The sequence below is a fragment of the Paraburkholderia sp. Ac-20342 genome (assembly GCF_017104985.1).
Taxonomy (GTDB): Bacteria; Pseudomonadota; Gammaproteobacteria; order Burkholderiales; family Burkholderiaceae; genus Paraburkholderia.
This window is the reverse complement of the sequence record NZ_JAAGPQ010000004.1, coordinates 96,196-108,742: the sequence shown is the minus strand read 5'-3', so window position 1 is coordinate 108,742 and position 12,547 is coordinate 96,196. Positions and strand designations below refer to the sequence as shown.

Below are 12,547 nucleotides of genomic sequence, written 5' to 3'. Positions count from 1 at the left end.
TGCGATGAAACGTGTTCGGGAGAGCGCGCCTAGTCGGCGAGCAGGCGGAATTCGGCGGCGAGGCGCTCGGCGTTCCACTGAGTGCCTTCGGCGGTGCGGAAACCGTCGCGGTTCAGGCCATCGGCGACTTCCTGCAATTCCGTCGCACCGGCTTCGAAAACACGTTCGAGCGCATCGCCGAAGTCGTTTTCGTACTGGGTCGGCTCGGCCTTGCGGTTCTGCCAGATCATGTTGCTGCTCTCGCCCGGCTTTTCGATCAGGCCTTTACCCGCGACGTTGTTCGGTTGCGGCGCCAGCCACGGCTTCAGGAAGGGATTGAAATTCACGGCTACCTCTCGCATGTCATTCCACCTTGATCTGGATTTCTTCACCTGCGAGACGTACGGCGTACATCTTCAGGTCACGGCCGCCCGGCTCTTTCAGACACTTGCCGGTCGGGATATGGAACACGGCTTCGTGCAGCGGACATTCGACGGTGTCGCCGTCGACAAAGCCTTGCGTCAGCAACGCGTACGCGTGCGGGCAGACGTTTTCCATCGCGTAGATTTCGTCGCCCACCTTGTAGATGCCGATTTCCGTGTCGTCGAGCTTGAACTCGAGCGGGGAGTCTTCGGACAGTTCGCCGGCATGTCCGGCGCAGCGCCATTGTTCAGTCATTTCTCGCCTTCTCCTGAGCCTCTGCGTTCCATATAAGGAACATCAGTTCGTGTATGGTCAATTATAGGAGTCGTCCCGCGCGGAGAAAATAAAAAAATCGCTCCTTAGGGGAAAACACTGACTGTCGCATCGGCGATACATCGAGGCGCCGCATGCCGCGCGCAACCGCATACCACGCGGGCCTTTGATGGATATGGCCGGAGCGCAATCCGCAGAGGGACGCGCCGCCCCGCGTGCGGGTTTATACCGATCTCAAAATTTAATTTACTCGTTCGAGGCTTCACTATACTTTCCATAGGCGATACGTCTGTCCATATATGGAACGTAAGACCCACGAGGTTCTGGCAAAGAAATCAGAACGGCATCGACAACCCCAAGTACAGGTCAGCGACGGCGCATCCGGCGAGAGTCCGCGCCGCGGGATCAGGGACCAGGAGAACCAACGGTGAAGCAAATCATTGCGGCCGGCTTGACGGCAGCTTGCATGACCCCTTGCGCATGGGCGCAGAGCAGCGTGACGCTATACGGCAGCCTCGACGCCGGCGTCGCCTACATCAGCAACGTGGGCGGCAGCTCGAAGTGGATGATGGAACAGGGCAACACGCAGCCCGATCGTTGGGGCCTGAAGGGTGTCGAAGACCTCGGTAACGGCCTGAAGGCGGTGTTCCAGCTCGAAAACGGCTTCTATACGAACACCGGCGCGATGGCGAAAGCGGGCACGCTGTTCAATCGCCAGGCTTTCGTGGGCCTCTCGTCGGACTCGATCGGCACGCTGACCTTCGGCCATCAGACGCCGTTCAGCTTCGACGTGCTCGGCACGTTCAGCACCGCCTATCTGGGCGCGAGCTGGTATGCGTTCCACCCGGGCAACATCGACGCGCTCGCCAACACCGCCATCGTGCCTTACGACAACTCGGTGAAATTCCGCTCGGCGACGTTCGGCGGCTTCACGGTCGGCGCGATGATGGGCCTCGGCAACCAGACCAACTTCGCGACCGGCCGCGAATACGGCTTCGCGGCAACGTATGCGAACGGCGGCTTCAAGGCAGGCGCGAGCTACTCCGACGAAAACAACCGCACGCCGTCGATCGTCACGACCGGCATCACGAGCTTCCAGGGTCAGCCGGCCGCGACCTATATGGCCGACAAGCTGCAGAACATGGGCGCGGGTCTGTCGTACCAGTTCGGCAAGGTACTCGTGCACGGCCTGTACACGCGCGTGAAGCTCGAAAGCGCCGGCCATTCGGACACCTACCAGAGCTACGACGGCGGCGCGAACTGGATGATCACGCCGTACAACACGATCGCCGGCGGCGCCGCGACCACGACGCTCGCCGGCCATCGCTGGACGCAGTTCATGATCGGCGACATCTATGCGCTGTCGAAGTCGACGCAGGTCTACGTCAACGCGCTGTATCAGCGCGCGGGTTCGAATACCGATGCGGCGTTCTTCACCGCGGGCGTGTCGAGCGGCCGCAATCAGGCGATCGTCCTGAGCGGCATCCACCACTCGTTCTGATTACCTGCCCGACGATGTGAAACGGCGAGTCCGGCTGCGCAGGGCAGCGGGACTCGCCGGAGGATCTGAAGCAAGCGCTGAAATAAGCGCGTACGGTCGGCGTGCGGTCAATGAGCCGCGACGCGCCGGCGCCGCGCCTGCATCGCGGTCGGATCGTCCGGGCGCGGACGGTAGCTGAGACGCTCGGACAGATCGAGCGCCGCCTGGCACACGGCAATGACGAGCGGTTCGCGCTCGGCGACTTCACCGATGTCGGAGCGCGGAATCGTGATCGTCAGCGCGGCGGCAATCTTGCCGCTCTGATCGCGCACCGGCGCGCTCACCACGGAAATGCCCCGCTCGAACGACGCCTCGCTCACCGCATAGCCGAGCGCCGCGCTCTCGCGCACCCGCCCGTACAGTTCTTCGACCGTCGCGGGCGTGCGCTCGGTGAAGCGCTGAAGCTGCGGTTCCGGATAAAGCTGGCGCAATTCCTCGAAACTCAGATCGCCCATCAGCACCTGGCCATGCACGGTCGCATGCGCGGGCAGGCGCGTGCCGACGTGTACCTTCACCGAACTGAACATCGGCTCGTGCGTCTGCGCCTTCGCCACGAACACGACGTCGCGCTGATCGCGGATCAGCAGATGCGTGCTGAGGCCAGTCGTGTCGCGCAGGCGTTCGAGGATCGGCGTGCCGATGTCGGTCAGTTCGAGCGAACTGAGGTACTCGAAGCCGAGCCGCAGCACCGCGACGCTCAGGCGGAAATAGCGGTCGCCGTTGGCGCGTTCGAGAAAGCCAAGCGCTTCGAGCGTCTGCAGCAGGCGAAACGTGGTGGTGCGCGGAATGCCGATCCGCTTCGACAACTCGGGCGCGCCAAGCACCGGCTCGCGCGCGCTGAATTCGGCCAGGATGCGCAGGCCGCGTTCGAGGCCCGGCACCAGATAGGTCGAGCCGCCGGTGTTTTCGTCGTCGGCGGCGCCGGTTGCGTCGACGCTCTCCGTGAGCGGCTGCGCCGCTTCGCTGTGTGCAGTCGAAACCGCCGCCGCGCGCGACTTCAGCGATTTGCGTCCCACGCCTGTCTGGTCTTCTTTTGCCATCTTGGCTGCCATTTCTCTGCGATTCACTGTGTATAGATCGTCATCATAGCGCGAAGCATGCGGCGCCCGGCCATGCGGCCGGTTCGGCGTGCGCGGCGCGCGACGCGCACGCGTCGGGTGCATCGTGGCGCACCGATGCGGTGCTATTCTTTGTGCCGGTCCATTGCGCGGCATGCTGCACTGCCGCGCTCTCGCACCGCCCATGCGTAGGGAGAGCATGCCATGTCCGATGCCGTGCAGATTCAGGTTGCCGACTCGCATCTTTATCCGGGCTGCGCGGTGCGCATCGCGCATCTGCCTGAACCCGCGGCCGCGACTGAGGCGGCCAGCCGCGCCGAGGCGATCGTCGAATTCGCGGACGGCTCGGGCGCGCATGCCACCTGCCACCGGCGCGCGCATGACGAACTCGAATTGACCGTCGACGGCTATGCGACACAAAAACGTCATCCCGTGGCCGCGCGCCACTGGCTACTATTTGCCGTCGACGCGACGCACAGCAGCTGGCGTGTGAAGCGTCGGCTGCCATAAGCGGTAAACCGCGAGGCCAGCCGGCCTCCGCGCACTCGCAACCGGTGTCGCGCGCCCCGCCTCGTGTGTCGCGGATGCAAGCGTCACGTCCAACCGGAACTCACCGATGACCGACCACGATCCACACCAGCCGCCGCATCTCGACAACGCCAACGGCATCGACAACGCCGCCGACACCCCCGACGATCCCGAACGCCGGCGCGTCCTCACCGGTCTCGCGGCGGTCGGCATCGGCCTCGCGCTGGCCGGCTGCAAGACCGGCGAGGGTCTTGCCGGCAACGGGCCGCCGCGCAGCGCCGCCGATCTGCGGCTCGATGCCGCGCTGCACGATCAGGTGAAGAACATCGTGGTGATCTACGCCGAGAATCGCAGCTTCGCGAACCTGTACGGCCATTACCCGGGCGTGCAGCATCCGCTCGATGCGGTCGGCGCCGAACGCTACGTGCAGCTCGACCGCGACGGCAAGACGCCGCTGCCGCGCCTGCCGGCGATCTGGGGCGGGCTCGTGCCGCAGGCGCAGGAAGTGGGCGGCAAGCGCTACATGATCGGCGAAAAGGACCTCGAGCCTCTGCACAACCGGCCGTTCCAGATTGTCGACGCGCACGGCAAGCCGCTGCCGAACGGCGTCATCACGCGCGACCTGATCCATCGCTTCTATCAGAACCAGATGCAGATCAACGCGGGACGCAACAACCAGTTCGCCGCGTGGGGCGACTCGGGCGGCCTCGTGATGGGGCACTACCGCAGCTCTGCCGACACGCTGCGTCTGTGGAATCTCGCGCAGCAATACACGCTGTGCGACAACTTCTTCATGGCCGCTTTCGGCGGCTCGTGGCTGAACCACATCTTCCTGATCTCGGCGCAGGCGCCGTACTACCCCGACATCCACAACAGCCCGGCGAAGAAAATGGTGTCGGTCCTGGACGGCGACGACCCGGCCGGCACGCGCCTGAAACTCGCGGCGAACTCGCCCGCCTCGGCGCTCGACGGTCCGCCGAAATTCGTCAACGACGGCGCGTTCACGCCCGACGGCTACGGCGTCAACACGATGGCCCCGCCGTATCAGCCGAGCAGCGTGCGCCCGGCCGAAGGCGGCGACACGGCCTTCGCGGACCCGTCGGACCCGCGCGTGATGCCGCCGCAGCACTACGCGACGATCGGCGATCGCCTGACGGCCAGGGGTGTCGACTGGGCGTGGTATAGCGGCGCGTGGCAATACGCGCTCGATCATCGCGACACGGGTGCGGTGCCCGACTTCCAGTACCACCATCAGCCGTTCAACTACTTCGCCAATTACGCGCCGGGCACCGAGGCACGGCGCCGCTATCTGCGCGACGGCGGCCTCGGCAACGATGCGTCGACCAATCGCCTGATCGCCGATATCGATGCGGGCCGCTTGCCCACCGTCACGTTCTACAAGCCGCAAGGCGACCTGAACATGCACGCGGGTTACGCGGACGTCGAATCGGGCGACCGCCATATCGCGACGCTGATCGAGCACATCCAGCGCGGCCCGCAATGGCAGAACACGGTCGTGATCGTCACCGTCGACGAAAACGGCGGCTGGTGGGACCACGTCGCGCCGCCGGTCGGCGACCGCTGGGGTCCGGGTTCGCGCGTTCCCGGGCTGGTGATCTCGCCGCTCGCGAAGAAAGGCTACGTCGATCACACCGTGTACGACACGAACTCGATCCTGCGCTTCATCACCCGCGTGCACGGACTCGCGCCGCTCGACGGCGTGGTTGCGCGCGACAAAGCGTTTGCGAGCAACGGTCTCGCGCCGCTCGGCGATCTGACGGCTTCGCTCGATCTCGCCTGAGCGAGTGTCGGAACGTTTTCGAGGCGCGATCGAGCACGTTTTATCGAGTGTATTTCTGCTCGTTTCTTGCGCTGTTGATGTGCGCGCACGACGCCACACACGTCGTGCGCGCACTTTACTTTCGTCTTTGATTCAGGTCATGTCTTTTGCCTTGCATAACGCGCGGCGCCACCTAGACTGATAAAGCACTTCGCAAACTGCACTTTGCACGGAACTGACATGCGACTGACCATCCTGATCAACGGTTCCGATCCCACCGTAAGCCACGACTATGCTGTGCTCTGGCTCGACACCGACGAACACCGGTGGTCGAGAGAAGCGCATCAAGGGATCGACCTGCCCCCATGGGGCGAATTACACGACGACGAAGACGGCGTAACCACGCTCTGCGCGCCGAGTGCCGATGCGCCGCTATGTACATTGCGCGGCCTGCACGTCGATCGCAAGGAACGCGTGAGCGCGGCACAAGGCGCCGCCGCATGGACCACGTTACGCACGCATCAAGCAACCAGCGGGTTCTGGCGCCTGCAAGCGGTGGACCGCCAAAAGGTCCGCGCGGAACACAGCGTATTCGGTAATTAAGTTCTAGCGCGATTTATCTGTCGCGCGCTTTCCGGTCGAAACTTCCGGCTCATACGCGAACGCCTGTTCGCAGGCATCAATCTGCGCGTACGCAAACGCACACGGCTGCACGTGGCGTTGCAGCACTTAAGATGGTCTTAAGCTTGTGTACGTAGAGTCGGAAGTCCACGCATTCGGGTCGCTGCAAAGCGGCCCATTTTTTTTGCACTGCGGTTTTCCGTTGTGTTTTTGCGCTGCGTTCTGTCCCATGTTTTTCCGCTGCGTTCTGCGCGCCGCGATGCAGCCGCGAATCCGGTACCGAAGCCAAAGTACCGTTCATTCGCAGCCCGATGTTCTTCCGCTTCCGCCTGCTCCATTTCCGTGGGCTCGATGGGTCTTTCGAGGTCGCTCGATGCGAGCCGCGACGCTATACTTGCGCCCCCATCCATCGATCCCCCGACACATGAAGAAGTGGCTTGCCAGTCTGTTATTCGCCGTCGCCGCTCACGCGAGCGCGGCGCCTTCCTGCACCCAGTTCACGCCGAATGCGCAATGGCCCGTTCTCGCCAATCAGAAGATGGCGCCGAAAACGCGCCTGCTCTGCTATAGCGATTTCGCGGTGCTGCATTCGGGTATCACGCACGGTCCGCTGTGGTCCGCCGAGCATCTGACGCGCGATCATATCGAAGCGGCCAAAGAGATGGTCCGCACGAACAAGTTCTTCGAAGACGCGCGTTTGCCCGACGGCGAAGGCGCGACGCTCGCCGACTATAAGCGCAGCGGTTTCGATCGCGGCCATATGAGCCCGGCCGGCAATCGCTGGAACGAGCAGGCGATGGCGCAATCGTTCTCGCTTGCCAACGTCGTGCCGCAAGACCGTCAGAACAACCAACGATTGTGGTCGCGCATCGAAACCTCGGTACGCAAGATCGCGCTGTCCTACGGCGACACCTACGTCGTCACCGGTCCGATCTTCTCCGGTCAGCAGTTGCGGACGATCGGACCCACGCGCGTCTTCGTACCGACACAGTTATACAAGGTCGTCTATGTGCCGTCGCGACGCATGGCGTTCGCGGTCGTGGTCGATAATGTCTCGACCAACCGTTACGACATCCGGACGATTCACGAACTCGAAGCGGTATCGGGCATCCGTTTTCCGGGCATTCCGGAGAACCTCAAGGACCAGCGGCCAGGAGGACTGAAAGGTGTTTAAACCCTATTCGAACGATGACGACGTGCTCAACATTCAGGGCGACGCGCTCACGCTGAGCAACGGCACCACGCGCGTCGTGCTGAACGGCACGCTGGAATTGACGCGCGATCAGCGCGGGCTGAAGGCGGCGCTCGCGCTGAAGGAAGCGGTCGATGCGATCGTCGCAAATCTGCAGGCGGAGGCAAGCTTGCCGGCGAAAGTGAAGGACGAGCCGGATGCGAAACCGGGTGTGGTGCAAAATCCGTTTCAATGATGCCGGCGGTGTTCACCACGCTTTAGAATACGCTGCGAACGGGACGGAATTAAAGAAGGAATTGACATGGGACGCGCAACCAGAATTCTTTTTGTAATCGCACTGATCGTATTCCTGGCGTGCCTCGTGATTGGATTCCGCACTTTCGTATGGCACGGAGTTAACTACGAATTTGCTCCGAAATCGGTAACCATGTAACTGATGCACATATCGCGCTGAATGCAAAGCATCGTCAAAAGGCGGGAGAACTTTTCTTCCGCCTTTTCTTTTGCGCTCTTTTCCGTTGCGCTTCTCTCTTCTCGCTCTTCCTGGCACCACCCGCTAAAACCGGCATTCCGACTTGTATCAGCGACGATGCACCCGTTACGTTTTGTCACCACGGCAGCGTCAACTACGGTATTCGGCCCTACGTTAAACCGGCAGCGCTGAAATGATTCAGCCGCGACACAAGAATCCACCGGTTCAACCAAGGAGTCACATCATGAAGACGCTTTTCGCCGCTCTCGCTTCCGCCCTGCTCGTGTCGACCGCCTTTGCTCAAACGGCCGCACCGTCGACGACGCCATCGGCACAACCCGCGCAAGCCACGCAAACGCAGCCCGCCGCTCAGGCGAATCTGAAGGCGAGCACCGCCGTGCAAACCGGCGCCACCGGCGAAAGCGCAACCGCGACGAAAGCGCCCGCGCAGGCCACCTCGAAGTCGCATGTGAAAAAGACCGCCACCCATACGAAGAAGGCCCACAAGTCGAGCAAGAAGAACGCCGTGGAAACGAGCGCCGCCAAGACTAAAACGGAGAGCGCGAAAGAGACCAGCAATGCCGCGGCCAAAGCCGACGGCGCACAAACCGGCACGACGAAAACGCAATAACACGTGATCGGTTCCGGCGCTTACCGGCCACGCCAATGTCGTTGCAATAGAAGCTGATCGAAGCCGGGCTGTGCCGTTCAGGGAGGGCGAGTCGCATGACTCGCCTTTTTTCATGTGAGCCGCGCCGGCTACGAAGCCGCACCCGCTTCGTTCGCCAATGCGCGCAGCTTGTCCGCATCGACGATCTCGATCTCCGCATAGCCGAGCTTCAACGCGCCTTGCGTCTCGAAGTGCTTGAGCACCTGATTGATCGTCTGACGCGACAACGCGAGCATCATCGCGAGGTCTTCCTGCGGGACCCGGAGCACGCGGCGCAACGCGTGGGCTTCGCCGTAACCGCCTGCCATCAGCAACAGACGGCGCGCCACGCGCGGCGCGGCAGGCAGCAGCGCCGCCTCTTCGATCGCCTCGAACGCGAGACGCAGCTTATGCGTGAGCAGCAGTCCGAACACATGCCAGTAAGCCGGCGTGCGTTCGAGCAACGCGGCAAGCGCCGCGCGCGGCACATGCAACAGTTCGGAGTCGCGCTCGGCGTAGGCGTCGTGCGTGCGCGGCCGGGCGTCGAACAGCGCGATCTCGCCGAACCAGTTCACCGGCTCGATCACCGCGAGCAACGCTTCCTTGCCCGTCGAACTCGCCGCGCCGATTCTCACGAGGCCGTCGAGCACGCAGTAGAGCCCGTCGTCGGCATCGCCGCGCGTAAAGAGCCGTTGACCGGCGGCGAGACATTCGATACGCCCCGCCTCGATCAACTGCCGCCGCATATCGGCAGGCGCCGCGCGAAACCATGCGCTACGCTCAAGCAGCTCGGCAAGCTCGTTCGATGAAAAACGCTCAGTCATGGGACAGCATCCGTGCGCGATTGTCGCCGATTGTCGGCTACCCGATGGTTTCAAATTCCGCTGCCCGCGATTATGCTGACTTTGACACAGGAGCGGCACTCATGAGAACGCTGACGCAGCAGCTCACGCAATACGCGGCCTATCATCGCGACCGGCGCAATATCGCCACGCACTTCGTCGGCATTCCGCTGATCGTGCTCGCGCTCGCCGTGCTGCTGAGCCGCCCCGCTTTCGGCGCCGGCATGTTCCCGGTCACGTTGTCGCCGGCCTGGCTGTTGTTCGTCGCGGCCACTGTCTACTACCTCGCGCTCGACGTGCCGCTCGGCGTGATGATGGCCTGCGTGTCGGCGCTGTGCGTCGCGTTCGGCGCGTGGCTCGCCGCGCAATCGACACTGGTGTGGCTCGCCGCCGGCATCGGTCTGTTCGTGATCGGCTGGGTGTTCCAGTTCGTCGGCCACGTCGCGTACGAACACCGCAAACCCGCCTTCGTCGACGACGTAATCGGCCTGCTGATCGGACCGCTCTTCGTGCTCGCCGAAGCGCTGTTCGGCTTCGGCTGGCGTCCCGAGTTGCGCGCGGCGATCGACGCGCAGGCCGGTCCGACGCGCGGCGCGGCCGGGCGCGCCGAAGCGCATCGCTGAGCGCTCATCGCACCGGCCGTATAGGGCGCGACTCGCCGATCAGTCCGGCGCGAAGCGGATCAGTCTCACGCTATGCAGCGCGGCCAACGCGACCGAAAACCAGATCGGCACATACGTCGCCAGTTGCGTCGAAGTGAGCGTTTCGCGCAGCAGCGTAATCGACACGAACACGAGCAGCACGGGCTCGACGTAGCCAAGAATGCCGAACAGCGCAAGCGGCAAAAGACGGCTCGCCTTCAGATACGAGGCAAGCGCCAGCGTGCTCAGCGCGCCGAGGCCCGGCAGCAGCAGCCCCCACATCGCCGCGCGGCCGGCAACCGCCTGCAGCGAGCCGCCGCTGATGACGAACGCGATAGCGACCGGCACCAGCAACGCCACCTCGACGGTAAACATCGCGAGCGAATCCTGGTCGATCCTGCGACGCAGCACGAAGTACGGCGGATAACCGAGCGCGACGATCAGCGTCGGCCATGAAAACGCGCCTGTCGCCCATAGTTCGTGGCCGACGCCCACGGCCGCGCACGCGACGGCGAGCCACTGCAATGCATCGAGCCGTTCGTGATAATAAAAACGGCCGACCAGCACCATCACGAGCGGCAGCAGAAAATAGCCGAGCGAGACTTCAAGCATCCGTCCATGCAGCGGCGCCCATAGAAATAGCCACTGCTGCACGCCGAGCAAGGCCGCGCTCACGATCATCACGGCGCCGAGCTTCGGCTCGGTCATCATGCGGCAAAGAAGCTGGCGCAGAATCGGCAGACGCTTGCGCACCGCGACGAGCAGCAACGCGCCTGGCGCGGTCCATATGATGCGCCACGCGAAAATGTCGAGCCCGGTGAGCGGCGCAAGCAGCGTCGCGTAAGCAGACAGTAAGGCGAACAACGCGGACGCGCCGACCGAGAGCGCAATCCCGCGCCTGACGTCCTGGTGGTTGGGGTTCATCGCGCGGTCCGGCGGACGTCGCGCGCCAGCGCTACGGCTGAGGGCGTGTGGGCTGGCGGCGCGGTGTGGGGACGCGCGGCATTCGTTGTTGTCATTGGAACTGAAGTCTCGCAAGCAGGCAGCCCCGCGTTTCATGCGGCAGACGCTGCGTTTTTGTTCTGGATCGACGGCACAAGCCGGCATTCTAGACGGGTTATCGGCCAGCGGGGTCGGCGCTTTTTCGCCAACGAGCTGCAATTTGTCCGTGTGCATCGCGTGTCGATGCACTAGAACATAACTTCATGCGCCGCCACGGACGCACCCGGTTGCGCGGCAAGCGCCGCTCAACTCGCGTACGATTCCGGTTCAATCCCGGCTCGAGCGCGAATCTTGCTACGAAGCTTTGCACGTCGTCCGCGACCGCACGAGCAGCACTCACGAGCCGGGCCGGCCCATGCAGCCCCGCATGCTGTCGCGGGCACCGTCCGCAGACCGCCGCGCGGACCGCGCCCGCGCTTCTCGCCCGCGGCATGCGTCAACCGCGTTTCAGCGCGCATGCCACCCCGGCCAGCCATCCCGCTCAACGAATGTGACTACTGGAGCCAGCATGACCCAGCCAGCCCTATCGCTCAGCCACTCGCCCTCCGACCTGCGCGCCGCCTTCGCCGCCGACGTGCGCGCCGGACTCACCCACGCGCCGCAAAAAGAACTGCCGTCGAAGTATCTGTACGACGAAGTGGGCTCCGCGCTTTTTGAAGTGATTACCGTATTGCCCGAATACGGCGTGACACGCGCCGAGGAACGGCTGCTCACGAAGCACGCGGCCGAGATCGTCGAGCATTTGCCGCACGACGTGACCGTCGCCGAACTCGGCAGCGGCAGCGGCCGCAAAACGCGGCGCATCCTCGAAGCGCTGTGTAAAAAACGCCCTACTTCTTACTGCCCGATTGAAATTTCGCGCAGCGCGTTGCAGTTATGCCGGCGCGAACTCGGCGACATCGAGCGGATTTCGATCGTCGGCTACGAGCGCGACTATCTGGCCGGTCTTGCCGAAGTGAGCAAGCAGCGCAAGGACGGCGAGCGCTTACTCGTGCTGTTTCTCGGCAGCACGATCGGTAATTTCGGCAGACTCGCGGCCACGCGTTTTCTGCGCGATATCCGCAATATGCTCGCGCCCGGCGACGCCTTGCTGCTCGGCACCGACCTCATCAAGCCGACGCCGAAGCTGATCGCCGCCTACGACGATGCGGTCGGCGTAACGGCCTCGTTCAATCTGAATCTGCTCGCGCGCATCAATCGCGAGCTCGACGGCGACTTCCCGCTCGATGCGTTCGAGCACGTCGCGCGCTTCAACCCGGACGCGCGCAGCATCGAGATGCATCTGCGTGCGAAGCGCGATCTCACCGCGCACGTGCGCGCCGCGCAATTGACGGTGTCGCTGAAGGCTGGCGAAACGATCTGGACCGAGAGCAGCCACAAATATCGCGCGGAAGAACTGCCCGCGATCGCCGACGGCGCCGGCTTCGTGTGCAGTCATCAGTGGGTCGAGCAGGAGTGGGGATTCGCGGAGAGTCTGCTGGTGGCACGCCCTGCCTCACTCACGCATACATAAAGGCAGGATGACGAAAACGGCGCGCCGGCCGCTG

The 12,547-nt window shown here is 63.6% G+C and carries 14 protein-coding genes; 9 read left to right on the top strand and 5 right to left on the bottom strand.

The window, feature by feature from the left end:
• Positions 1 to 29 precede the first annotated feature (29 nt).
• On the bottom strand, positions 30 to 341 hold the full coding sequence (locus G3N58_RS02835) for a recombinase-like helix-turn-helix domain-containing protein (RefSeq protein ID WP_167038843.1): 312 nt from the start codon (positions 339 to 341) through the stop codon (positions 30 to 32).
• A 1-nt stretch (position 342) separates the two neighbouring features.
• The gene (locus G3N58_RS02830) at positions 343 to 657 is read right to left on the bottom strand and encodes a non-heme iron oxygenase ferredoxin subunit (protein WP_167038845.1); all 315 of its coding nucleotides are present in this window, start codon (positions 655 to 657) and stop codon (positions 343 to 345) included.
• Positions 658 to 1,102: 445 nt separating this feature from the next.
• On the opposite strand from G3N58_RS02830, the gene G3N58_RS02825 reads away from it, so the two are divergent.
• A complete protein-coding gene (locus G3N58_RS02825) occupies positions 1,103 to 2,176 on the top strand; it encodes a porin (protein WP_167282486.1) in 1,074 nt (357 codons plus the stop codon).
• A gap of 107 nt (positions 2,177 to 2,283) precedes the next feature.
• Here the strand turns inward: G3N58_RS02825 and G3N58_RS02820 are convergent, their stop codons facing one another.
• A complete protein-coding gene (locus G3N58_RS02820; RefSeq protein WP_205998421.1) occupies positions 2,284 to 3,255 on the bottom strand; it encodes an IclR family transcriptional regulator in 972 nt (323 codons plus the stop codon).
• A gap of 222 nt (positions 3,256 to 3,477) precedes the next feature.
• Between G3N58_RS02820 and G3N58_RS02815 the strand changes: the two genes are divergently transcribed.
• The 6 genes from G3N58_RS02815 to G3N58_RS02790 all read left to right on the top strand — a co-directional run bounded on the left by G3N58_RS02815 (position 3,478) and on the right by G3N58_RS02790 (position 8,497).
• The gene (locus G3N58_RS02815; RefSeq protein WP_167038851.1) at positions 3,478 to 3,783 is read left to right on the top strand and encodes a hypothetical protein; all 306 of its coding nucleotides are present in this window, start codon (positions 3,478 to 3,480) and stop codon (positions 3,781 to 3,783) included.
• Positions 3,784 to 3,889: 106 nt separating this feature from the next.
• Positions 3,890 to 5,602, top strand: a complete 1,713-nt coding sequence (locus G3N58_RS02810) for an acid phosphatase (protein WP_205998420.1) — start codon at positions 3,890 to 3,892, stop codon at positions 5,600 to 5,602.
• A gap of 219 nt (positions 5,603 to 5,821) precedes the next feature.
• A complete protein-coding gene (locus tag G3N58_RS02805; RefSeq protein ID WP_167038856.1) occupies positions 5,822 to 6,184 on the top strand; it encodes a DUF3564 domain-containing protein in 363 nt (120 codons plus the stop codon).
• 442 nt (positions 6,185 to 6,626) lie between these two features.
• On the top strand, positions 6,627 to 7,376 hold the full coding sequence (locus G3N58_RS02800) for a DNA/RNA non-specific endonuclease (RefSeq protein ID WP_167038858.1): 750 nt from the start codon (positions 6,627 to 6,629) through the stop codon (positions 7,374 to 7,376).
• The gene (locus G3N58_RS02795; protein WP_167038860.1) at positions 7,369 to 7,629 is read left to right on the top strand and encodes a hypothetical protein; all 261 of its coding nucleotides are present in this window, start codon (positions 7,369 to 7,371) and stop codon (positions 7,627 to 7,629) included. The genes G3N58_RS02800 and G3N58_RS02795 overlap by 8 nt, the downstream gene beginning before the upstream one ends.
• 481 nt (positions 7,630 to 8,110) lie before the next feature.
• A complete protein-coding gene (locus G3N58_RS02790) occupies positions 8,111 to 8,497 on the top strand; it encodes a hypothetical protein (RefSeq protein ID WP_167038862.1) in 387 nt (128 codons plus the stop codon).
• Between the two features lie 128 nt (positions 8,498 to 8,625).
• On the opposite strand, the gene G3N58_RS02785 is transcribed toward G3N58_RS02790, so the two are convergent.
• Entirely contained in the window at positions 8,626 to 9,339 is a 714-nt protein-coding gene (locus tag G3N58_RS02785) for a Crp/Fnr family transcriptional regulator (protein WP_167038864.1), read from the bottom strand.
• A gap of 101 nt (positions 9,340 to 9,440) precedes the next feature.
• Between G3N58_RS02785 and G3N58_RS02780 the strand changes: the two genes are divergently transcribed.
• Entirely contained in the window at positions 9,441 to 9,980 is a 540-nt protein-coding gene (locus G3N58_RS02780) for an Mpo1-like protein (RefSeq protein WP_167038866.1), read from the top strand.
• 39 nt (positions 9,981 to 10,019) lie between these two features.
• On the opposite strand, the gene rarD is transcribed toward G3N58_RS02780, so the two are convergent.
• Entirely contained in the window at positions 10,020 to 10,922 is a 903-nt protein-coding gene (rarD, locus tag G3N58_RS02775) for an EamA family transporter RarD (RefSeq protein WP_205998419.1), read from the bottom strand.
• A 586-nt stretch (positions 10,923 to 11,508) separates the two neighbouring features.
• Between rarD and egtD the strand changes: the two genes are divergently transcribed.
• The gene (egtD, locus tag G3N58_RS02770) at positions 11,509 to 12,513 is read left to right on the top strand and encodes an L-histidine N(alpha)-methyltransferase (protein ID WP_167038870.1); all 1,005 of its coding nucleotides are present in this window, start codon (positions 11,509 to 11,511) and stop codon (positions 12,511 to 12,513) included.
• Positions 12,514 to 12,547 lie beyond the last annotated feature (34 nt).

What these genes read in the sequence shown, in the direction of transcription:
- G3N58_RS02790 (WP_167038862.1), top strand. Translation starts at nt 8,111, where the DNA reads ATGAAGACGCTTTTCGCCGCTCTCGCTTCCGCCCTGCTCGTGTCGACC.
- G3N58_RS02810 (WP_205998420.1), top strand. Translation starts at nt 3,890, where the DNA reads ATGACCGACCACGATCCACACCAGCCGCCGCATCTCGACAACGCCAAC.
- G3N58_RS02780 (WP_167038866.1), top strand. Translation starts at nt 9,441, where the DNA reads ATGAGAACGCTGACGCAGCAGCTCACGCAATACGCGGCCTATCATCGC.
- G3N58_RS02800 (WP_167038858.1), top strand. Translation starts at nt 6,627, where the DNA reads ATGAAGAAGTGGCTTGCCAGTCTGTTATTCGCCGTCGCCGCTCACGCG.
- G3N58_RS02830 (WP_167038845.1), bottom strand. Translation starts at nt 657, where the DNA reads ATGACTGAACAATGGCGCTGCGCCGGACATGCCGGCGAACTGTCCGAA.
- G3N58_RS02815 (WP_167038851.1), top strand. Translation starts at nt 3,478, where the DNA reads ATGTCCGATGCCGTGCAGATTCAGGTTGCCGACTCGCATCTTTATCCG.
- G3N58_RS02785 (WP_167038864.1), bottom strand. Translation starts at nt 9,339, where the DNA reads ATGACTGAGCGTTTTTCATCGAACGAGCTTGCCGAGCTGCTTGAGCGT.
- G3N58_RS02820 (WP_205998421.1), bottom strand. Translation starts at nt 3,255, where the DNA reads ATGGCAAAAGAAGACCAGACAGGCGTGGGACGCAAATCGCTGAAGTCG.
- G3N58_RS02805 (WP_167038856.1), top strand. Translation starts at nt 5,822, where the DNA reads ATGCGACTGACCATCCTGATCAACGGTTCCGATCCCACCGTAAGCCAC.
- rarD (WP_205998419.1), bottom strand. Translation starts at nt 10,922, where the DNA reads ATGAACCCCAACCACCAGGACGTCAGGCGCGGGATTGCGCTCTCGGTC.
- G3N58_RS02835 (WP_167038843.1), bottom strand. Translation starts at nt 341, where the DNA reads ATGCGAGAGGTAGCCGTGAATTTCAATCCCTTCCTGAAGCCGTGGCTG.
- egtD (WP_167038870.1), top strand. Translation starts at nt 11,509, where the DNA reads ATGACCCAGCCAGCCCTATCGCTCAGCCACTCGCCCTCCGACCTGCGC.